This window comes from Streptomyces sp. NBC_00569 (assembly GCF_036345255.1).
Classification (GTDB): Bacteria; Actinomycetota; Actinomycetes; order Streptomycetales; family Streptomycetaceae; genus Streptomyces.
This window is the reverse complement of record NZ_CP107783.1, coordinates 6,600,799-6,622,109: the sequence shown is the minus strand read 5'-3', so window position 1 is coordinate 6,622,109 and position 21,311 is coordinate 6,600,799. Positions and strand designations below refer to the sequence as shown.

At 72.1% G+C, this 21,311-nt stretch carries 19 protein-coding genes; 11 read left to right on the top strand and 8 right to left on the bottom strand.

The genetic code is table 11. The features are described 5' to 3' along the window. Positions 1-8 precede the first annotated feature (8 nt). Genes OHO83_RS29765 through OHO83_RS29750 form a run of 4 tightly spaced genes read left to right on the top strand, consistent with a single transcriptional unit; the run spans position 9 to position 4,893 of the window. Positions 9-971, top strand: coding sequence for an ABC transporter permease (locus tag OHO83_RS29765; protein ID WP_266676331.1), 963 nt, complete (start codon positions 9-11; stop codon positions 969-971). Then, the gene (locus OHO83_RS29760; RefSeq protein WP_330279987.1) at positions 972-2,960 is read left to right on the top strand and encodes a dipeptide/oligopeptide/nickel ABC transporter permease/ATP-binding protein; all 1,989 of its coding nucleotides are present in this window, start codon (positions 972-974) and stop codon (positions 2,958-2,960) included. It begins immediately after the preceding gene. Next, the gene (locus OHO83_RS29755; RefSeq protein ID WP_330279986.1) at positions 2,957-3,961 is read left to right on the top strand and encodes an ABC transporter ATP-binding protein; all 1,005 of its coding nucleotides are present in this window, start codon (positions 2,957-2,959) and stop codon (positions 3,959-3,961) included. The genes OHO83_RS29760 and OHO83_RS29755 overlap by 4 nt, the downstream gene beginning before the upstream one ends. Next, the gene (locus OHO83_RS29750) at positions 3,958-4,893 is read left to right on the top strand and encodes a dihydrodipicolinate synthase family protein (protein WP_266670379.1); all 936 of its coding nucleotides are present in this window, start codon (positions 3,958-3,960) and stop codon (positions 4,891-4,893) included. The genes OHO83_RS29755 and OHO83_RS29750 overlap by 4 nt, the downstream gene beginning before the upstream one ends. 8 nt (positions 4,894-4,901) lie before the next feature. Here the strand turns inward: OHO83_RS29750 and OHO83_RS29745 are convergent, their stop codons facing one another. From OHO83_RS29745 to leuA, 5 genes are all read right to left on the bottom strand, one after another. Next, positions 4,902-5,582 carry a response regulator gene (locus OHO83_RS29745; protein WP_266670381.1) on the bottom strand — a complete coding sequence of 227 codons (681 nt, stop codon included), beginning with the start codon at positions 5,580-5,582 and terminating at the stop codon, positions 4,902-4,904. Further along, a complete protein-coding gene (locus OHO83_RS29740; RefSeq protein ID WP_389572560.1) occupies positions 5,579-6,799 on the bottom strand; it encodes a sensor histidine kinase in 1,221 nt (406 codons plus the stop codon). The genes OHO83_RS29745 and OHO83_RS29740 overlap by 4 nt, the downstream gene beginning before the upstream one ends. Before the next feature lie 76 nt (positions 6,800-6,875). Next, positions 6,876-8,966: an MMPL family transporter gene (locus OHO83_RS29735; protein ID WP_330279985.1), complete on the bottom strand. Its 2,091-nt coding sequence runs from the start codon at positions 8,964-8,966 to the stop codon at positions 6,876-6,878. Positions 8,967-9,143: 177 nt separating this feature from the next. Next, positions 9,144-9,875 (bottom strand): TerB family tellurite resistance protein, encoded by a 732-nt coding sequence (locus OHO83_RS29730; RefSeq protein WP_389572554.1) that lies wholly within the window; start codon positions 9,873-9,875, stop codon positions 9,144-9,146. Between the two features lie 166 nt (positions 9,876-10,041). Continuing rightward, positions 10,042-11,760 (bottom strand): 2-isopropylmalate synthase, encoded by a 1,719-nt coding sequence (leuA, locus tag OHO83_RS29725; protein WP_266670387.1) that lies wholly within the window; start codon positions 11,758-11,760, stop codon positions 10,042-10,044. Between the two features lie 293 nt (positions 11,761-12,053). Here leuA and OHO83_RS29720 point away from each other — a divergent pair, with 293 nt between their 5' ends. The 4 genes from OHO83_RS29720 (at position 12,054) to OHO83_RS29705 (ending at position 16,114) form a co-directional block, all read left to right on the top strand. Then, on the top strand, positions 12,054-13,127 hold the full coding sequence (locus OHO83_RS29720) for a M4 family metallopeptidase (protein ID WP_329435304.1): 1,074 nt from the start codon (positions 12,054-12,056) through the stop codon (positions 13,125-13,127). Positions 13,128-13,196: 69 nt separating this feature from the next. Further along, on the top strand, positions 13,197-13,463 hold the full coding sequence (locus OHO83_RS29715; protein WP_266670391.1) for a protealysin inhibitor emfourin: 267 nt from the start codon (positions 13,197-13,199) through the stop codon (positions 13,461-13,463). A gap of 66 nt (positions 13,464-13,529) precedes the next feature. Further along, positions 13,530-14,870 (top strand): GH1 family beta-glucosidase, encoded by a 1,341-nt coding sequence (locus tag OHO83_RS29710; protein WP_266670393.1) that lies wholly within the window; start codon positions 13,530-13,532, stop codon positions 14,868-14,870. Then, entirely contained in the window at positions 14,867-16,114 is a 1,248-nt protein-coding gene (locus tag OHO83_RS29705; protein ID WP_330279984.1) for an MFS transporter, read from the top strand. Before OHO83_RS29710 ends, OHO83_RS29705 begins: the two co-directional genes overlap by 4 nt. 10 nt (positions 16,115-16,124) lie before the next feature. Here OHO83_RS29705 and OHO83_RS29700 read toward each other — a convergent pair whose 3' ends face one another. After that, a complete protein-coding gene (locus OHO83_RS29700) occupies positions 16,125-16,979 on the bottom strand; it encodes an NAD-dependent epimerase/dehydratase family protein (protein ID WP_266670397.1) in 855 nt (284 codons plus the stop codon). A 127-nt stretch (positions 16,980-17,106) separates the two neighbouring features. Here OHO83_RS29700 and OHO83_RS29695 point away from each other — a divergent pair, with 127 nt between their 5' ends. Then, on the top strand, positions 17,107-17,946 hold the full coding sequence (locus OHO83_RS29695) for a helix-turn-helix transcriptional regulator (RefSeq protein ID WP_266670399.1): 840 nt from the start codon (positions 17,107-17,109) through the stop codon (positions 17,944-17,946). A gap of 51 nt (positions 17,947-17,997) precedes the next feature. On the opposite strand, the gene era is transcribed toward OHO83_RS29695, so the two are convergent. Continuing rightward, positions 17,998-18,960 (bottom strand): GTPase Era, encoded by a 963-nt coding sequence (era, locus tag OHO83_RS29690; protein WP_266670401.1) that lies wholly within the window; start codon positions 18,958-18,960, stop codon positions 17,998-18,000. 169 nt (positions 18,961-19,129) lie between these two features. On the opposite strand from era, the gene OHO83_RS29685 reads away from it, so the two are divergent. Together OHO83_RS29685 and OHO83_RS29680 are read left to right on the top strand one after the other, a co-directional pair. After that, on the top strand, positions 19,130-20,446 hold the full coding sequence (locus OHO83_RS29685) for an ammonium transporter (RefSeq protein WP_382473643.1): 1,317 nt from the start codon (positions 19,130-19,132) through the stop codon (positions 20,444-20,446). After that, positions 20,443-20,781 (top strand): P-II family nitrogen regulator, encoded by a 339-nt coding sequence (locus OHO83_RS29680; RefSeq protein ID WP_266670405.1) that lies wholly within the window; start codon positions 20,443-20,445, stop codon positions 20,779-20,781. The genes OHO83_RS29685 and OHO83_RS29680 overlap by 4 nt, the downstream gene beginning before the upstream one ends. Positions 20,782-20,806: 25 nt before the next feature. Here OHO83_RS29680 and OHO83_RS29675 read toward each other — a convergent pair whose 3' ends face one another. Then, positions 20,807-21,160: a cytidine deaminase gene (locus OHO83_RS29675; RefSeq protein WP_266564390.1), complete on the bottom strand. Its 354-nt coding sequence runs from the start codon at positions 21,158-21,160 to the stop codon at positions 20,807-20,809. Positions 21,161-21,311: the final 151 nt, after the last annotated feature.

Here is a 21,311-nt window from a genome sequence, read left to right as displayed (position 1 = left end):
TCGTGCCCGTGGTCGTGATCGCCAGAATTCTGGCCCGCCGTCTGGTCCTGCTCGTGCCGCTGCTGCTCGGCATCGTTCTGTTCGTGTTTCTCGTGATGCGGTTCTCGGACAGCGATCCGGCGTCGGCGTTCTTCCAGGGCGCCAATCCGACGCCGCAGCAGCTGCACGACTTCCGGGAGCGCAACGGGCTGCTCGATCCGCTCCCCGTGCGGTACTTCCACTTCGTGGGCGATCTCGTCCGGGGCGACATGGGCGTCAGCGCCCTGACCCGGCAGCCGGTGGTCGACCAGGTGACCACCGCGCTGCCGCTGACGCTGCAGCTGACGTTCCTCGGCCTCGCGGTCGCGGTCGTCGTGTCCCTGGTACTCGGTGTCACGGCGGCCATCCACCGCGACCGGCTCCTCGACCAGATCGTCCGCGTCGTGTCGCTGACGGGCGTGGCGGCGCCCGGGTTCTGGCTGGCGCTGCTGATGATCCAGTATCTGGCGGTCGGGCAGGGCTGGTTCCCGACCGGCGGCTACATCAACCCGGCGGACTCCTTCACGGGCTGGCTCAAGTGCATGACGCTCCCGGCGCTCTCGCTGTCCCTGCCCGTCGCGGCGCAGCTGACGCGCATCGTGCGTACGGCGGTGGTCGAGGAGCTGGACAAGGACTACGTCCGTACGGCGATCGGCAGCGGGCTGCCGCCGGTCGTCGTGGTGGGGCGCAACGTGCTGCGCAACGCCCTGATCAACCCGCTGACCGTGCTCGGACTACGGGTCGGCTATCTGCTGGGCGGGGCGGTCGTCACGGAGACGATCTTCTCCCTGCCGGGGATGGGGAAGCTGATGATCGACGCGGTGAAGAACGGTGACCCGGCGGTCGTCCAGGGGGTCGTCCTGACGACGGCCGTCGGGTTCGTCGTCGTCAACCTCGCCATCGACATCCTGTATCTGATGGTCAACCCGCGGCTCAGGGGGGCGCAGAGCTAGATGGTCACCTCCCGTAAAGCGCTCGCCGAGGCACTGTCCCGGCCGGGCGTCCGGCTGCGCTCCCTGCGCCGGCTGCCCGTCCTGTCCCGGATCGCGGTCGCCGTCGTCGCGGTCGTCGTCCTCATGGCGCTGTTCGCGCCGCTGCTCGCACCTCACGACCCGCTCGACCAGCAGTCGCAGACCGACGGCACCGGGCACCCGTCGGGCAGTCACTGGATGGGCCAGGACAGCCTCGGCCGCGACATCCTCAGCCGGCTGATGTACGGGGCGCGCTGGTCGCTGGCCATCGGACTCGGCGCGACGCTCCTCGCGCTGGTGGTGGGCGCGGTGCTCGGCGCGATCGCGGCGACGTCGCGCAAGGCGGTCGACGAGACGCTGATGCGCTGCCTCGACATCGTGATGGCGTTCCCCGGGATCGCTCTCGCGGCCGTCCTCGTCGCCGTGTTCGGCGGCGGCATCCCCGTACTCATCTGCGCGATCGCCTTCCTGTTCACTCCGCCCGTCGCCCGTGTCGTGCGGGCCAACGTGCTCGACCAGTACGGCGAGGACTACGTGACGGCCGAGCGGGTCATCGGGGCGCGCACGCCGCACATCGTGCTGCGGCACGTCGCGGTCAACTGCGCGGCGCCGGTCCTGGTGTTCTGCACGGTGCAGGTCGCGGAGGCCATCGTCTTCGAGGCGTCGCTGTCGTTCATCGGGGCGGGGGTCCGGCCGCCCGACCCGTCGTGGGGCAGTGTCATCGCGGACGGCAAGAACATGGTCCTGATCGGGGGCTGGTGGGCGACCGTCTTCCCCGGCCTGCTGATGCTGCTCACGGTGCTCGCGCTCAACATCCTGTCCGAGGGCGTGTCCGACGCGTGGGCCGCGCCCGCCGCGCGTGACGTGTCCGGCGCGGAGGCGGACCGTCTCGAAGCGCCGAAGCCCGGCAGCGGCACGGTCCTCGAACTGCCCGGCCTCACCGAGGCCGCCACCCGGCTGAGGTCCCGCGCCCGGCCCCTGCCCGAGGGCGACCCCGTCCTCCAGGTCACCGATCTCGCGATCGGCTTCGACACCCGGCACGGCGGCGTGGACATCGTCGACGGCATCACGTTCGACGTGCGGCCCGGTGAGGTCCTCGGCCTGGTCGGCGAGTCGGGGTGCGGCAAGTCGCTGACCGCGCTGACCGTGATGGGGCTCGAACCCAAGGGCGCGCGGATCCGCGGCCGGGTCACCTTCGACGGCCAGGAGCTGATCGGCCGCTCGATGGGCGCCAGGCGCCGGCTTCTCGGCCACGACATGGCGATGATCTACCAGGACGCCCTGTCGTCCCTGAACCCGGCGATGACCGTGCGCTCCCAGCTCAAGCAGGTCGTACGCCGCGGCGGCCGGCGCACCCCGGCCGAGCTGCTCTCCCTCGTCGGCCTCGACCCCGAGCGGACCCTGCGCAGCTATCCGCACGAGCTGTCGGGCGGCCAGCGCCAGCGCGTCCTGATCGCGATGGCCCTGTCGCGCAGCCCGAAGCTGATCGTCGCCGACGAGCCGACGACCGCGCTCGACGTGACCGTGCAGGCGCAGGTCATCGAGCTGCTGCTGCGACTGCGCGAGGAGCTGGGCTTCGCGCTGATCCTCGTCTCGCACGACCTGGCGCTCGTCGCCGACGTCACGGACCGGGTGGTCGTGATGTACGGCGGGCAGATCGTGGAGACGGGCGTGACGGCGGACCTCGTCGAGGCGCCCACGCACCACTACACGCGCGGGCTGCTCGGCTCGGTCCTCTCTCTGGAGACGGCGGCGGACCGGCTGACGCAGATCAGGGGCGTCGTGCCGTCGCCGGCCGACTTCCCGGCGGGCTGCCGGTTCGCCGACCGGTGCCCGATGGCGAGCGAGGTGTGCCGGACGACGGCACCCGACCTGCTCGGCGGCCGGCGGCACGCGTCGGCCTGTCACCATCCGGCGGTGGTCCCGCCGCCCACGGTTCCGGCTCCCCGGGGAAGCGAGGCTCTGAAGTGACGGATCCCGTGGTCGAGTTGAGGGGTGCCCATGTGGTGCACCGGGCCCGCTCCGGCGGCCTGTTCGCCCGCGACCGGGTGTACGCCCTCACCGGCGCCGACCTGTCCGTGGCGCCCGGGGAGACAGTCGGCGTGGTCGGCGAGTCCGGCTGCGGCAAGTCGACGCTCGCCAAGGTCCTCGTGGGGGTGCAGCGTCCGACGTCCGGCACGGTCGTCGTGGACGGCCGCGACCTGTGGACCATGAAGCCGGGCAAGCGGCGCGCCACCGTCGGCGAGGGCGTCGGCATGATCTTCCAGGATCCGTCGACGGCCCTGAACCGGCGCCTGACCGTCCGCCAGATCCTGCGCGACCCCCTCGACGTCCACCGCCGCGGCACACCCGCCGCGCGTGAGGAACGCGTCCGGGAGCTGATGTCCCTGGTCGGGCTGCCGGGCGCGCTCGCGGGGGCGCTGCCCGGGCAGTTGTCGGGCGGGCAGCGCCAGCGCGTGGCGATCGCCCGCGCCCTCGCCCTCGAACCCGCGCTGGTCGTGGCGGACGAGCCGACGAGCGCGCTCGACGTGTCGGTGCGGGCGCAGATCCTGAATCTGTTGCTCGACCTGAAGGAACGCCTGGGCCTCGCCCTCGTGTTCGTCTCGCACGACATCCAGACGGTGCGGCGCATGAGCGACCGCGTGATCACGATGTATCTGGGCCGGATCGTGGAGGAGTCGCCGTCCGCCGACGTGCTCGACCGGGCCAGGCACCCGTACACCCGTGCGCTGTTCTCGGCGACGCCCGGTCTGCTCGACCCGATCGACCCGATCCCGCTGGTCGGCCCGGTGCCGTCGGCCACGCATCCGCCGAGCGGCTGCCCGTTCCGTACGCGGTGCTGGAAGGCCGACGCGGTGTGCGCGGAGGCGATGCCGGAGTTCGAGCCGGGCGGCGAGGGGCATCGGTTCCGGTGTCACCGTCCCGTGCGCGAGGGCCAGACCACGCACGAACTCGTCCAGGAGGTCTCATGACGCTGCCCACCCCGCTGACCGGAGTCGTCCCGCCCGTCTGCACACCCCTGACCCCGGACAACGAGGTGGACGTTGCATCCCTCGTACGCCTTGTCGACCACCTCGTCGCGGGTGGTGTCGACGGGCTCTTCGTGCTCGGCTCCTCCAGTGAGGCGGCCTTCCTGCCCGACCGGCACCGCAAAGTGGTCGTCGACACCGTCGTGGGTCATGTGGCCGGTCAGCTGCCCGTCCTGGCCGGGGCGATCGACATGGCGACCCTGCGTGTCCTCGATCACGCCCGTACGGCGGCGGAGGCCGGCGCGGACGGGATCGTCGCCACGGCGCCCTTCTACACGCGCACCCATCCGGCCGAGATCGCCCGCCACTTCCGGCTCCTGTCCCAGCGGTGCGGCCTGCCGGTGTTCGCCTACGACCTGCCGGTGTCGGTGCACTCCAAGCTGGGCGCCGACCTCGTCCTCGGCCTGGCCGCCGACGGGACGCTCGCCGGTCTGAAGGACTCCAGCGGTGACGAGGGCGCGTTCCGCGAGGTCGTCGTCGGCGCGCGCTCCCGCTCCGACATCACGGGGTTCAGCGTCCTGACCGGGTCCGAGCTGACCGTGGACTCGGCGCTCGCGATGGGCGCGGACGGGGTGGTGCCGGGCCTCGGGAACGTCGACCCGGCCGGATACGCGCGGCTGTACGCGTACTGCCGGGCCGGTGACCGGGAGCGGGCGCGGGTGGAGCAGGAGCGGCTGTGCGCGCTGTTCCGGATGGTGCGGGTGGGGGATCCGGCGCGGATGGGCGGGAGTTCGTCCGCGCTCGGGGCGTTCAAGGCGGCCCTGTATCTGCGGGGCGTGATCGACTGCCCGCTGACGGCGGATCCCCAGATCCCGCTGTCCGCGGAGGAGATCGAGCGGGTGGGGAAGTTCCTCGCGGCGGCGGGGCTGCTGTAGCGCGACGGTCAGGCGCAGCCCGGCTCGATCAGGCCCGACTCGTAGGCCACAATGACGAGTTGGGCCCGGTCGCGCGCGCCCAGCTTGCCCATGATGCGGCTCACGTGCGTCTTCGCCGTGAGGGGGCTGAGGCCGAGGACCTCGGCGGCCTCCGTGTTGGTGAGTCCGCGCGCCACGAGGGTCAGGACCTGGCGCTCGCGGTCGGTGAGCGCGGCGAGGCCGGGCGGGACGGGCCCGGGTTCGGTCGGGGCGCGCAGGACACGGGCGATCAGGCGGGCCGTGGGGCCGGGCGACAGCAGGGACTCGCCGGCGGCCACGGTGCGGATGGCGTCGAGGAGTTCGGCCGGCTTGGTGTCCTTGACGAGGAACCCGGACGCGCCCGCCCGCAGCGCCTCGACGACGTGTTCGTCGGTGTCGTACGTCGTCAGCATCAGTACCTTGACGCCCGCGAGGTCCTCGTCGGCGGCGAGCAGGCGGGTCGCCTCGATGCCGTCGAGGTCGGGCATGCGGATGTCCATGACGATCAGGTCGGCGCGGTGTGTGCGGGCCTGTTCCACGGCCTCGCGGCCGGTACCGGCCTGGCCGACGACCTCCATGTCGGGCGCTGACTCGACGAGCATCGCGAACGCGGCCCGTACAAGGGTCTGGTCGTCGGCGAGGAGTACGCGCACGGGCCGGGCCCCGGTCACCGTGCCACCCCGGTCGGCAGGACCGCCGCGACCTCGAATCCGCCCTGGGCGCGCGGCCCGGCGTCGAGGGTGCCGCCCACGCTGCGGGCCCGCTCGCGCATGCCGACCAGGCCGAAGCCCGCGGGCCGGTCGGGCTCGGGCGCGGAAGAGGACGGTGAGGGGGACGAGGGCGGTGACGCGCCGTCGTCGGCGACGCGCAGGTGGAGGGCGTCGCCCCGGCTGCGGATGCCGACGCGCACGGTGAGTCCGGGGCCGCCGTGCCGGACGGCGTTCGTGAGTGCTTCCTGGACGATGCGGTAGGCCGCGGCGCCCACGGCGGGCGGCGCCTCCACGTTGTCGACGGACAGGTCGACGGTGGCACCGGCGGTGCGGGCGGCCTCGGCGAGGTCGGGCAGCCCGTCGAGCCCGGGGAGCGGACCGCGGCTGTCGTCGGGGCCGGCGCGCAGCACTTCGAGGGTGGCACGCAGTTCACCGCGGGCCGTACGGCAGGTCTCGGCGATGTCGTCGAGCGCCTTGGCCACGGCGGCGCGGTCCAGGCGGTCCGGGTCGGCCTGCAGGACGTGGGCGGCCACCGACGTCTGGACGCCGACGAGGGTGATGCTGTGGGCGAGCAGGTCGTGCAGATCGCGGGCGACGCGCAGTCGCTCCTCCGCGACCCGGCGCCGCGCCTCCTCCTCGCGGGTGCGTTCGGCCCGCTCGGCGCGCTCCACGACCGAGGCGACGTACTGGCGGTGGACGCGGACGATGACGCCGACCAGCAGGAACGCGACGATCCAGCCGGAGATCCGCAGCGCCTCGGTGCCCTCGGTCATGCCCTCGCCGAACTTGACGCCGAGCATGATGCCGAGGACCCCGGCGCCGAGGAACAGGGTGCGCAGGGGGCGCCCCGTCACGGCGATCGTGTAGAGGGCGGTCATGGAGACGGCCATCGGCGCCGTGTGGTTGTAGTCGAGCGCGTGGTACGGCGCCACGCAGACGACGAGGCCGAGGAACGCCCGCACCGGCGCCCGCCGCCTGAACACCGACGGAATGTGCGCGGCCAGAAGCAGGGCCCAGCCGAGCGCGTCGGGGTGACGGCCGTTGCCGCTCGTCGTCAGGGCGATCACGACGGCGGCGACGGCCGCGGCGGCGGCCAGGAGAGCGTCCTCGCGCAGGGTCCGGGCGGCGCTGACGTCGCGCCGGCCGAGGCCCGGGACCAGGATGTGTTTGACGTCCACCGGTTCATCTTCCGTCAGGAGGGCGCGGAGGACGCCCCTCCGGGGAGAGAGGGGCGCCGTAGGGTCCGCGGGGCGGTCAGGGTGTGGGCGCGAGGGTGCGCTCCGGTTCGTCCGCCGGCGGCTGGGGCTGCGGCTTCCTGGACAGCGGCCCGGGCCACCACACCGTACGGCCGAGGGCCATGCTCGCCGACGTCACCAGGTACGTACGGACGAGGAACGTGTCCAGGAGCACGCCGACCGCGATGACGAAGCCCATCTCGACGAGCGACACCAGCGGCATGTTGGTGAGGACCGAGAAGGTCGCGGCGAGGACGAGTCCCGCCGAGGCGATCACCCCTCCCGTGGTGCGCAGCGCGGTCAGCGCGGCGGCCGCGGGTTCGGCGCCCGCGAGGGACTCCTCGCGCATGCGGTGCATGAGGAAGATGCCGTAGTCGACGCCGAGGGCGACGAGGAACACGAAGGTCAGCAGGCCGAGTCCGGGGTCGGTGCCCTGGAAGCCGAACAGCGGCCCGAAGACGAGCCCGGCGATGCCGAGCGAGGCGCCCCACACGGCGACGACCGCGCCCAGCAGGATCAGCGGCGCCACGAGGCTGCGCAGCAGCACGACGAGGATCAGCAGGACGGCGGCCAGGACGATCGGCACGACGACCTTGCGGTCACGGGAGTTGGTGTCCTTCAGGTCGAGCTGCTGGGCGCTCTGTCCGCCGACGTACGAGCCCTTGCCGTCGAGCCGGTCGCGCAGGGTCTCGATGGTGGTGGTCTCGCCCGTGGACTGGGGCGGGGCGGAGGCGGTGACGGAGATCTCCGTCCAGCCGTCTCCGCTGCGCACGCGCTCGGCGGCGGCGACCCCGGGCACGTCGCGCGCGATGGCGAGCGTCTCGCCGGCGCGGCCCGTCGGGGTGATCACGCTGATGGGCTGGGTGCCGCGCTCGGGGTAGGCGGCTGCGAGGGTCTGCATCGCGACGACGGAGTCCGGCTTGTCGGTGAAGGTGTCCTCCTGCTTGAGGCTGCCGGGCAGGCTGAACACGCCGAGCGCGAGCGCCCCGAGGAGCAGGGCGCCGCAGGCGAGGACGGTCAGCGGCCTGCGCCCGGCCGAGCTGCCCATCGCCGCGAACAGGGACCTGCGGGCCTTGGGCGTGGAGCCGTACGCCGGGACGAGCGGCCAGAACACGCGCCTTCCGAGCAGGACGAGGACGGCGGGCAGCAGCGTCAGCATGGCGACGAGCGCGCACAGGACGCCCACGGCGCCGAGCGGTCCCATGCCGCGGCTGCTGTTGAGGTCGGCGGCGAGCAGGCAGAACAGGCCGACGGCGACCGTCCCCGACGAGGCGAGGACGGCGGGCCCGCAGCCGCGCAGGGCGGCCCGCATCGCGTCGTAGGGCCGCTCGGTGCGGCGCAGTTCCTCGCGGTAGCGGGAGACGAGGAGCAGTGCGTAGTCGGTGCCCGCGCCGAAGACGAGGATCGTCATCACGCCGGAGCTCTGGCCGCTGACGGTGGTGCCGAACGCCTGGTGGAGCCCGTAGGCGACGCCCATCGACAGGAAGTCGGCGATGCCCGCGACGACGAGCGGCACGAGCCACAGGAAGGGGCTGCGGTAGATGAGGATCAGCAGGATCGCGACGACGGCGACGGTCGTGTAGAGCAGGGGGCCGTCGAGCGAGCCGTAGACCTCGCTCGCGTCGGTGGCGAGCGCTCCCGCTCCGCCGGTGCAGACGCTCAGGCCCCCGGTGTCGTGGGCGATGTCGCGCACGTCGTCGACGAAGGCGTCGCGGGCCTTCTCGTCGTGTCCGGGGGTGGTGCTGGCGACCGGGTACATGAGGGTGGCGCCGTCGCGGGACGGTACGCCCTTCGGGACGGCGGTGAGGTCGAAGGTCCGGTCGACGCGGGCGACCTGGGCGGCGGCCGTGGTGCGGTCGGCGGCGGTGAGTCCGCCGTCGCGGTGGTAGACGAGGACGAGTTCGGTGCTCTCCCCGCCCGGCAGTTCGTCCTGGATCTTCGCCACCTGTGTGGAGTCGGCACTCGCCGGCAGATAGTCGACGGCCCGGTCGTGCTGGACGTCGCTCAGCTTGCCGGCGAAGGGCCCGGCGATCGCGAGCACGACGATCCACAGGCCGAGCAGCGTCCAGGGCACGGCCGCCCGGCGCCTCTTTGTCGGTACGCCCCCCATCGGTGGGCCTCCCTCACATCACGGTGTCCGGTGTCGCCGTCCGGTCGGACAGGACGTCTCCAGACTCCCGTCGGGGAGGCCTCGGTTCGTCGGGCGTGAGGGCGAGGTGCGGGGTACTGCCGGGGGTGCGTGCGGCGGCTCGTTACTCCCTGGGGAGTACGGGCCCGCCGTACGGCGTCACGACGGGGTGCGGGCCGCTTCCAGAAGCTGGGACACCTCGTCGGTGCACATGGTGAGGGCGGCGCCCGCGGTGCTGAGTACGTCGCGCTCGGCGGGCGTGTAGGGCCCGTCGGCGAGCGCGATTCTGGCGCCCTGGAGGAGGATCGACTCGCGTCCGGCGGGGGCGAGGTGCGGGGCGAGCGGGTCGAGGGCCTCGTGGAGTTCGATGGCGAGTCCGGCGCCGGGCCCGCAGTGCTCGGGGACGCGGCCCGTGTCGGTGAGCAACGCCTCGACGAGCGCGGCGAGTCGGACGTCCGTGCAGTCGTCGAACCCGGCGCCGCGCAGCGTCGCGACGGCGGTCTCGAGGGCCGTACGGGAGGAGACTCCGCCCGCGGAGAGGACCGCCAGGACGACGGTGTGGACGGCGTCGCGGAGCATCGCGGAGAAGCGGTGCGTGGTGGGGTGGTCGAGGACGTCGGCGGCGAACCGGTCCTCACAGGCGGCGCATTCGACGACGGGGCCGGTGGCGCCGCGCGGGACGAGCGGGATGCCGAGGAGCACGAAGCGGCGACGGCCCGTGCGGCGGCGGTAGTTGCGGTCACCGCCACAGCCGGGACAGAAGAACTCCCCGTCGCCGACGGTGGTCCAGGCGGTGCGGACGCCGATGAGACGCGACAGGGGACGCGCCGCTGGAAGCAATGCTTGACCAGCAAGCCCGTTACGGTCGGTTCGTCCCCAAATCGGCAGCACGTCGCACACCTCCGTCGACCCCCAGGCCACATCGCCTGGTTGGGCGTGATGTTAGCCACATTGTTGATACGGCGTCATCACCTTGTACGGGACCGTGGCCGGTATACGACGCGGCCCCGCCCGCCACGAGGGCGGACGGGGCCGGTGAAGGTGCCGGTGACCTGGGTCAGCGTGCGGAGCGGTTGACCGCGGAGACCACGGCCTTCAGCGACGCGCGTGTCGTATTCGCGTCGATGCCGATGCCCCACAGGACCTTGTCGCCGATCGCGCACTCGATGTACGAGGCGGCCTGCGCGGAGGCGCCCTCGCTCATCGTGTGCTCCTGGTAGTCCAGCAGGCGGGCGTCGATGCCGACGGCCTGCAGGGCGTCGAAGAACGCCGAGATCGGGCCGTTGCCCGTACCGGTCAGGACGGTGGCCTCACCGTCGACGTCGGCCGAGACGTTCAGCGTGTCGACGCCGTCCGTGTCGGTCGTGCTCTGGCCGGCCTTGACCTGGATGCGGCCCCACGGGTTCTCGGCGTTGGGCAGGTACTCGTCCTGGAAGACCGACCAGATCTCCTTCGGCGTGACCTCGCCGCCCTCGGCGTCCGTCTTCGCCTGGATGATCTTCGAGAACTCGATCTGCATGCGGCGCGGCAGGTCCAGCTTGTGGTCGTTCTTCAGGACGTACGCGATACCGCCCTTGCCGGACTGCGAGTTGACGCGGATGACGGCCTCGTAGGAGCGGCCGACGTCCTTCGGGTCGATGGGCAGGTACGGGACCGCCCACTCGATGTCGTCGACGGACTTGCCGGCGGCCGCGGCCCGCGCGTCCATCGCCTCGAAGCCCTTCTTGATGGCGTCCTGGTGGGAGCCGGAGAAGGACGTGTAGACCAGGTCGCCCGCGTAGGGGTGGCGCGGGTGGACCTCCATCTGGTTGCAGTACTCGGCGGTGCGGCGGATCTCGTCGATGTCGGAGAAGTCGATCTGCGGGTCGACACCCTGCGAGAACAGGTTCATGCCCAGCGTGACCAGGTCGACGTTGCCGGTGCGCTCGCCCTGGCCGAACAGGCAGCCCTCGATGCGGTCGGCGCCGGCCATCAGGGCCAGCTCGGCGGCGGCGACGGCCGTGCCGCGGTCGTTGTGCGGGTGCACGGACAGGCAGACGTACTCGCGGTTCGACAGGTTGCGGTGCATCCACTCGAAGCGGTCCGCGTGCGTGGACGGCGTCGAACGCTCCACGGTGGCGGGCAGGTTGAGGATGATCTCGCGGCCGGGGCCCGGCTTGTAGACCTCCATGACCGCCTCGCAGACCTCCAGCGCGAAGTCCAGCTCGGTGTCGGTGAAGATCTCGGGGCTGTACTGGTAGCCGAAGGTCGTCTCGGGGCCGAGGATCTTCTCCGCGTAGTCCATGACGTGCTGCGTGCCGTCGATGGCGATCTGCTTGATCTGCTCCTTGGAGCCGCGGAAGACGATCTCGCGGAAGGTCGGCGCCGTCGCGTTGTACAGGTGCACCGTCGCGCGCTTGGCGCCCTTCAGGGACTGGACCGTGCGCTCGATGAGCTCCTCGCGCGCCTGCGTCAGCACGGAGATCGTCACGTCGTCCGGGATCGCGCCCTCTTCGATGATCGACCGTACGAACGCGAAGTCGGTCTCGCCGGAGGCGGGGAAGCCGACCTCGATCTCCTTGTAGCCCATGCGGACCAGGAGGTCGAACATCTCGCGCTTGCGGGCCGGGGACATCGGGTCGATCAGCGCCTGGTTGCCGTCGCGCAGGTCGGTGGAGAGCCAGCGGGGGGCGACGGTGACGCGCTTGCCGGGCCACGTGCGGTCGGGGATGTCGACCTGCTCGTACTGTCCGTACTTGTGGACCGGCATGGAAGTGGGGCGCTGGAAGTTCGGCATGTGCGGGGGCTCCTCGGGTGTGTCCGGAAGGACGGCCGACGGTCTAAGCGCAACACCGAACTCCGCGGGGAGGGGGTCGGCCTCGACTACAGGCCCTCGCCGCGGCAGCTAAGGAGAAGCAGCCCGTAACGCATGATGCGTCGCAGCCTAGCCCAGCCGTGGGAGGGACGCGGGTGTGTATCAGTATGCGGGACCGGCGTCAGGTAACGGGCAAGAGGTGACGAATCCCTCTATTTCATTAATCCTGGCCGCAGGTAGTGACAGTGAGGTCACGCAGTGCCACATTGCCGCACATGATCGTGAACCGTAAGGGCTTCGAGCCCGTCTTCTGCACCATCGTGCCGCCCCACATCCTCGACAAGGCCGCCCGGTCCGGTGACCCCGCGCTCTCGGCACCGGCCCGCCGCACCCTGGAACGCGACGCCCTGGAGCGCACGCGCCGCCGTCTGACCACCGTGATCGGCGCCCCCTCGGTGGCCGCGCCCGCGGGCGCCGTCGAGCACAAGCCGCACCGCACGGTCTTCGACGCGGGCCACCGCACCGAGCTGCCGGGCACGAAGGTCCGCGGCGAGGGCGACGAGCCCGGCAAGGACGCGACCGTCAGCCGCGCGTACGCGGGGCTCGGCGCGACCTTCGCGCTGTACCTGGAGAAGTTCGCCCGCGACTCCATCGACGGCAGCGGTCTGCCGCTGAACGCGTCCGTGCACTTCGACAACGACTACAACAACGCGTTCTGGAACGGCGAGCAGATGGTGTTCGGCGACGGGGACGGCGAGATCTTCCTCGACTTCACCATCCCGGTCGACGTGATCGGCCACGAGCTGACGCACGGCGTCACCCAGTACACGGCCAACCTCACCTACTTCGGGCAGCCGGGCGCCCTGAACGAGTCGGTCTCGGACGTCTTCGGCTCCCTGATCAAGCAGTACTCGCTCGGCCAGAGCGCCGCCGACGCCGACTGGCTGATCGGCGCGGGCCTCCTCGCGCCGCGCGTCACCGGCAAGGCGCTGCGCTCCATGAAGGCGCCCGGCACGGCGTACGACGACGACGTGCTCGGCAAGGACCCGCAGCCCGCCGACATGGACCACTTCGTGCGGACGAGCAGCGACAACGGCGGCGTGCACATCAACTCCGGCATCCCGAACCACGCCTTCTACCTGCTGGCCGTGGCGCTCGGCGGCAACGCGTGGGAGCGGGCCGGGCAGATCTGGTACGACGTCCTGACCGGCGGCGAGCTGGCGCAGGACGCGTCCTTCGCGGACTTCGCGAAGCTGACGGTGAAGGCGGCGCGCACCCGCTTCAAGGACGGCGAGGAGCTGGAGTCCGTCCAGAAGGCCTGGTCGCAGGTCGGCGTTCCGACGGCGTAGGGCCGGCAGGCACGAAGCCCGGCGGCCGCCCGGCTGGGCAGCGGGCGGCCGCTGGAGTAGACAGGTCCCATGCGTATTCAGGTCATCCGTACCGGAGGATTCGCCGGGATCGAGCGGCGGGCCGAGGTCGACACCTCGGGCCGCGCCGACGCCCACGAGTGGCACGCCCTGGCCGAGCAGGCGCTGGCCGGGGGCCAGGACACGCCGCCGATGGGGGTGCCGGACGGGTTCAGCTACACGATCACGGTGGACGGGAAGACCGTGCACTGCGCGGACCCGCGGCTCACGGACGAGCAGCGGGGGCTGATCTCGCGGGTCCTCAAGGAAGGGGCGTAGCGGCCTTCCGGGGGGTGCAACGACCTTTTCCTGCACGGGCGTTGACTTCCGTTACCGTCGGTACGCATGATCGCGCGCATGGCAGCGAGCGAACCGGTACCTCAGTTCCCGCACGACTTCCTGTGGGGCGTGTCCACCTCGGCCCACCAGATCGAGGGCGCCACCGACGCACGCGTCCCCTCGGTGTGGGACGCGTTCACGGCACAGCCGGGGCGGGTGAAGGACGGCTCGACAGCCGCCGTCGCCTGCGACCACTACCACCGTTACGGCGAGGACGTGGCGCTGATCGCCGGCCTCGGGGTCGGGGCGTACCGCTTCTCCGTGTCCTGGCCGCGGGTCATGTCGCCGGGCGGCCTCGACTTCTACGACCGTCTCGTCGACGCGCTGTGCGCGGCGGGCGTACAGCCCGTGCCGACACTCTTCCACTGGGACACCCCGCTGTCCGTGGAGGAGGCGGGCGGCTGGCTGAAGCGGGACACGGCGTCGCTCTTCGCGGACTACGCGGCGCAGGTCGCGGACCGCATCGGCGACCGTGTACAGAAGTGGATCACCCTCAACGAGCCCGCCGAGCACACTCTTCTCGGCCACGCGCTCGGCCAGCACGCGCCCGGCAGGCAGCTCCTGTTCGACGCGCTGCCGGTGGCCCACCACCAGCTCCTCGCCCACGGCCTCGCCGTACGGGCGCTGCGCGCGGCCGGCGCCACGGACATCGGGATCGCGAACTCGCACGGCCCGACCTGGCCCGCCTCCGACGACCCCGCCGACCGCGAGGCCGCGGACTTCTACGACGTGCTCCTCAACCGGCTCTTCGCCGACCCGCTGCTCCTCGGCGCCTACCCGGAGGGCATCGGCGACCTGATGCCGGGCGATGTGGTCGCCGATCTGAAGGTGATCGCGGAGCCCGTCGACTGGTACGGAATCAACTTCTACCAGCCGACCAAGGTGGGCGCGCCGCTCACCTCCGGCGAGGCGACGGAGTTCTCCGGCCTCACCCTGCCGCCCGAACTCCCCTTCTCCCCACGGGAGATCGAGGGATACCCCGTCACGGACTTCGGCTGGCCGGTGGTCCCCGAAGCGCTCACCGAGCTCCTCCTCGCCTTCCGCGACCGCTACGGCGACCGGCTCCCGCCCCTCGTCATCACCGAGAACGGCTGCAGTTACGAGGGGGTGGACGACCAGGAGCGGATCGCGTACCTGGACGGCCATCTGCGGGCCCTGCACCGCGCGCTGGAGGCGGGGGTCGACGTGCGCGGCTACTTCGTGTGGTCGCTGATGGACAACTTCGAGTGGGCGGAGGGCTACGCGCGCCGCTTCGGCCTCGTCCACGTCGACTACACGACCCTGGAGCGCACACCGAAGGCGTCGTACCACTGGCTGCGGGACGTGCTGCGGGCGCAGCGCGCATGACGGCCGCCGTCGCGGCGCTCGACGAGCCCGTCGAGCGGGTCGGGCGCGGCTGGACGGCCGCGCTGTCGCTGGCCAACGGGGCGATCTGGGTCGGCTGGTACGGGCCCCTGCAGATCCTGCTCGCCCTCCAGGCCGAGGACTTCGCACCCGGCACCGGCATGTCCAAGGAGACACTGCTCGCGTGGGTGACCGGGGTGGGCGCCGTGGTGTCGCTCGCCGCGAACCCGTTCTTCGGCGCGCTCTCGGACCGTACGGTGTCGCGGTTCGGGCGGCGTACGCCGTGGATCGTGGCGGGCGCGGGCGGCGGCGCGTGTGCGCTGCTCCTGCTGGCGGGGGCCGGGTCCGTGTGGACGATGGCGGCCGGCTGGTGCCTGGTGCAGCTGACGCTGAACGCGGCCTTCGCCGCGGTGACGGCGGCCGTGCCCGACCGGGTGCCGCGGCTCCAGCGCGGCGCGGTGGGCGGCTGGCTGGGGGCCGCGCAGATCCTGGGCGTGGTCGTCGGCACGGGGCTCGCGACCGTCGTGGGCGGGGTCGGCGCCGGGTACACGGCGTGCGCGGTGTTCGCCCTGGTGGGCGTCCTGCCGTACGTGCTGCGCCATCCGGACCTGCGGCTCGCCCCGGCGGACCGGCCGCCGTGGGCCTGGCGGACCTTTCTGGCCGGGTTCTGGCTGAGCCCTCGCCGCCACCCCGACCTCGGGTGGGCCTGGCTGACCCGCTTCCTGATCAACCTCAGCAACGCGCTGGTGCTCCTGTACCTCCTCTACTACCTGCGCGACCGCCTCCACTACGGCGACCCCGACCAGGGCGTGCTGATCCTGACGGCGGTCAACGGCGTGACCCTGCTGTGCACCGTCGTCGTGGCCGGGGCCGCCTCCGACCGGGTGGGGCGCCGCAAGCCCTTCGTGATCTGGTCGGGCGTCCTGATGGCGGCGGCGACGGCCGCGCTGTCCGGCTGGCAGACCTGGCCCGGCGCGATCGTCGCGGCGGCCGTCCTCGGCGTCGGCTTCGGCGTCTTCACCTCGGTCGACTTCGCGCTGATGACGGACGTCCTGCCCAGGGCCATGGACCGGGGCAGGGACCTGGGCGTCATCAATGTCGCCAACTCCCTGCCCCAGGTCGCCGCACCCGCGCTCGCCGCGCCGATCGTCACGTACCTCGGCGGCTACCGCGCCCTGTACCTGGTCGCGGCGGTGATCGGGCTCGCGGGAGCGCTCCTGGTGCGGCGGATCCGGTCGGTGGCCTGACGGGCGGTGCCTACAGCGCGCCGGCGTCCAGCGCCGTCCACACGGACGGGAAGAACGGGCGGAAGCCCAGTTCGCGGCGGATGCGGGCCGTCGACATGACGGCGGCCCACGGGTCCGGGTCCACCTTGTCGTACGCCTCCGGCGGCACCGGCACACCGTTGAGCTGAAGCACGTCGACCAGGGTGACCGGGGCGTCGTCGGCGATGTTGTAGACGCCGTGCGCGCCCGGCGCGTACAGCAGCCGTCGCAGACCCTGGGCGACGTCCGCGTGGTGGCCCATGTGCAGGCGCTGCATGGCGGGCCAGTTCGTCGCCATCTGCGTCACGTCGGCCAGGTGCGAATCCCCGTCTCCGTACACGAAGGGCAGCCGGGCGATGCGGAGGTCGTCGAGGCCCTCCATCGCCCGCAGCGCGCGCTCCGCCTCCCACTTCGACTCGGGGTAGGCGCCCCACAGGTGGCCGCCCGGCACCGTCCCGTCGTCCTCGACCAGCGGCCGGCCGCGCCCGCTGCCGTACACCAGACCCGTGCTGACCTGCACGAACCGCCGCACGCCCGAGGCCACGGAGGCCCGGGCCAGCTCGATCGCGGCGTCCCTGTTGACCGCCCGCGCCTCCTCGTCGGGCACTCCGCGGAAGGCCGCGGCGACGTTCACCACGGCGTCCGCCCCGGCCGTCGCCTTGCCGAGCACGTCCGCGTCCCGCAGATCTCCGACGACCACGTCCGCGCCCAGTGCGGCGAACCGCTCGCCTCGTGCCGCGTCCCGTACGAGCACCCGCACCTGGTCGCCCGGCGCCGGGTTCTGCAGCAGTCGCGGCACGAACCGCTGCCCGACCTTGCCCGTCGCACCTGTCACCAGTGTCAGCATGGCCGCCTCCTCGTGTTCGTAGCCATGTCCTGAGCCTGCGCGCTCGGCGCGCAGGGCGGGAGAGACGCGGTTATCCGGGGACTGGCGCTCCCTGGTTGCGCGACCGGTTACGAGCGATCCTGAAGAGGTGAACCGAGCCGAACTCGCCGACTTCCTGCGCCGCTCCCGCGCCCGCCTGGCGCCCTCCGACGTGGGCCTGACCGCGGGCTCGCGGCGCCGCACGCCGGGGCTGCGCCGCGAGGAGGTGGCACAGCTCGCCGGGATGTCCACGGACTACTACACGCGCCTGGAGCAGCGCCGCGGCTCCCATCCGTCACGGCAGATGCTGACGGCGCTGGCCCGTGCGCTGCGCCTCGACGACGCCGAGCGCGACCATCTGTTCCATCTGGCGGGCGAGGAGCCGCCCCGTCCTGGCCGTTCCTCCGGGCATGTGCGGCCTGGGCTGCTGCTGATTCTGGACCGGCTGCACGATCTCCCGGCGTCGGTGATCAGCGACTGGGGCGAGATGCTCGCCCAGAACACGATGTCGGTGGCCCTGACCGGCGACCACACCGGCAGGAACGTGATCCGCGACTGGTTCACGAACCCGGCGACCCGGCCCATGTTCCCGCCCGAGAACCACGAGGCGCACGCCCGCGCCCACGTGGCGAGCCTGCGGAAGGTCGCCGCGGCCCGCCCGGACGACCCGGGCCCGGCCGCCCTGGTGGCCGAACTGCGCGCCGGATCAAAGGAGTTCGAGGAGCTGTGGCAGTCCCACGACGTCGTGGTGCGCCGCCCCTCGCCGAAGCGCTTCCTGCACCCCGTGGTCGGCGCCCTCGACCTCGACTGCGAGGTACTGCTCAGCGACGGCCACGACCAGCAGCTCGTCGTGCACTCGGCACGACCGGGCACGGAGGCGTACGAACGCCTGGAGCTGCTGAGGGTCGTGGGCCTCCAGGACCTGACCCCGAGCACGTACGAGAGCTAGCGCCTCAGGGACCTGGAAGACCGGGCTCGCGCACCCGTCGCAGACCCCGCCTCAGAACCCCAGCTTGCGCAGCTGCCTCGGGTCGCGCTGCCAGTCCTTCGCGACCTTCACGTGCAGGTCCAGGAAGACGGGGGTGCCGAGGAGGGCCTCGATCTGCTTGCGGGACTTGATGCCCACGTCCTTGAGGCGCTTGCCCTTCGGGCCGATGATGATGCCCTTCTGGCTGGGGCGCTCGATGTAGACGAAGGCGTGGATGTCGAGGAGCGGCCTGTCCGCCGGGCGGTCCTCGCGCGGCAGCATCTCCTCGACGACGACGGCGATGGAGTGCGGCAGCTCGTCACGCACACCCTCCAGCGCGGCCTCGCGGATCAGCTCCGCCACCATGACCTGCTCGGGCTCGTCCGTGAGGTCGCCCTCCGGGTAGAGCGCGGGTCCCTTCGGCAGCAGCGGGACGAGCAGGTCGGCGAGCAGGCCGACCTGCTTGTCGCCGACGGCCGAGACGGGCACGATCTCCGCCCACTCGAAGCCGAGCTCCTTGCCGAGCTGGTCGATGGCGATGAGCTGCTCGGCGAGCTGCTTGCTGTCGACCAGGTCGGTCTTGGTGACGATCGCGACCTTCGGCGTCTTCTTGATGGAGGCGAGCTCCTTGGCGATGAAGCGGTCGCCGGGGCCGAGCTTCTCGTTCGCGGGCAGGCAGAAGCCGATGACGTCGACCTCGGCCCACGTCGTGCGCACGACGTCGTTGAGCCGCTGGCCCAGCAGCGTGCGCGGTTTGTGCAGGCCCGGGGTGTCGACCAGGATCAGCTGGGCGTCGGGCCGGTGCACGATGCCGCGCACCGTGTGCCGCGTGGTCTGCGGCTGGTCCGCGGTGATCGCGACCTTCTTGCCGACCAGAGCATTCGTGAGGGTGGACTTGCCCGCGTTGGGGCGGCCGACGAAGCAGGCGAAGCCGGCCCGGTGGGACGCTTCCCCGGACGGCTCGGATGACTGGGTACGAACGCTCATGGCGCCCATTGTCCCTGATCCATCGCGCCCTGCCGCACCTGCGGGGCAAGCCGGTCCACCGTGAGGCCCCCGAAACCCCCGCGCAACACGAAACACCACGGAAACGCGCGGGTCAGCGAACGGAAACGCACGGCGGTGAGGCTCGTCGTCCGCCCCCACGCCCGAGGAGACCCCCGTGCTGACCGAGAACGCGCCGCTGGCCGCCGCCGGCCTCGACACAGGCGACACCGCGTGGCTGCTGGCCGCGACCGCGCTCGTCCTCCTGATGACGCCGGGCCTGGCCCTCTTCTACGGCGGCATGGTCCGCACGAAGAGCGTCCTGAACATGCTGCTGATGTCGTTCGTGTCGATCGCGCTGGTCACCGTCGTCTGGCTGGTCGCCGGCTACTCGCTCGCGTTCGGCGACGACGCGTTCGCGGGCCTCATCGGCGGTCTGGAGCACGCGGGCATGGCGGGCATCACCCCGCACAGCCTGACCGGCACGGTCCCCACGTTCCTGTTCTCCACCTTCGAGCTCACCTTCGCGTTCCTGACGGCCGCGCTGATCAGCGGCGCGGTCGCGGACCGCACGAAGTTCGCGGCCTGGCTGGTGTTCGTACCGGTGTGGACGCTGCTCGTATACGTTCCCGTGGCGCACTGGGTGTGGGGTCCCGGCGGCTGGATCTCGCAGTCGCTCGGCGGGCTCGACTTCGCGGGCGGCCTCGTCGTGGAGATCGCCTCGGGCGCGTCCGGTCTGGCCCTGTGCCTGGTCCTGGGCCCGCGTCTCGGCTTCAAGAAGGAGGCGATGCGCCCGCACAACCTGCCGATGGTGATGACGGGCGCGGGTCTGCTCTGGTTCGGCTGGCTCGGCTTCAACGGCGGCTCGGCGCTCGCCGCGAACGGTGTGGCGGCCGCCTCCGTCCTCAACACGCTGATCGCGGGCTGCACCGGCCTGCTCGGCTGGCTCTTCGTGGAGCACAAGCGCGACGGTCACCCCACGACGTTCGGCGCCGCGTCCGGTGCCGTCGCCGGCCTGGTCGCGATCACCCCGGCATGCGGCGTGGTCGGCGTGCTGGGCGCCTGCGTGGTGGGTCTGGTGGCGGGCGTCGTCTGCTCGTACGCCGTCGCGTGGAAGTTCCGCTTCGACTACGACGACTCGCTGGACGTCGTCGGTGTGCACTTCGTCGGCGGGGTCGTCGGCACCCTGCTGATCGGCCTGTTCGCGACGGCCACGATGACCGGCGGCAAGGAGGGCCTGTTCTACGGGGGCGGGTTCGGGCAGCTCGGCAGGCAGGCGCTCGCCGTGCTCACCGTCGCGGCGTACACGTTCCTGGTGACGTACGGGATCGGCAAGGCGATCGACCGGGCGATGGGCTTCCGGGCCTCCGCCGACGAGGAGCTGACGGGCCTCGACCAGACGGTGCACGCGGAGAGCGCCTACGATCACGGCGTCCAAGCCGGACACCCCGCCCCGCACACCGCCCACTCCGCCCTGTCGAAGGAGCCCCCCGCATGAAGCTCGTGACCGCGATCGTCAAGCCGTTCCGCCTGGACGAGGTGAAGACCGCGCTCCAGGAGCTCGGCGTGCAGGGCCTGACCGTCACGGAGGCCAGCGGGTACGGGCGCCAGCGCGGCCACACCGAGGTCTACCGCGGGGCCGAGTACCGGATCGACCTCGTCCCCAAGATCCGGATCGAGGTCGTCATCGAGGACGCGGACCTCGACCCGGTCATCGACGCGATCGTGAGCGCGGCGCAGACCGGGAAGATCGGTGACGGCAAGGTGTGGGCGGTCCCGGTGGAGACCGTCGTCCGTGTACGGACGGGCGAGCGGGGGCCGGACGCGGTGTAGCCGCTCCGGCCCGGGGCCGGCTGTCTCAGCCGGCGGCCACGGCCCCGTGCACCACGCCGTCGGGCCCCGCGAGGAACACCGGCGTACCCGCGCCGCCGAGATCCCGCACCGCCGCCAGATCCTCCCCGTCGACCTCCGGGCCGTCGGAGACGACGGCGGCGGCCTCCAGCGACTGCGCCCCCGAAGCCACGGCCATCGCGACGGCGGTCCGCAGCGCGGAAAGCTTCAGGGAGTCCAGCGAGACGGTCCCCGCCACGTACGTGCGCCCCGTCTCGTCCCGTACGGCGGCCCCCTCGGGCACACCGTTGCGAGCGCGGGCGCTGCGCGCCAGCGTGACGATCTTGCGGTCCTCGGCGGTGAGGTCGTTGCTCTCAGTCATGGGGTGAGCATAAGGAACGCCACGACGCACACCCGGCAACGGGGTGCACGGCCCCACGCCACCCCTCCGGCGCCGCCGGCCACTCCGGCAGCGGCGCGCGCAGGATGATCGTGAGGTCGGGCCCGGCGGGCCCTGGCGGGCACCGTCAGGG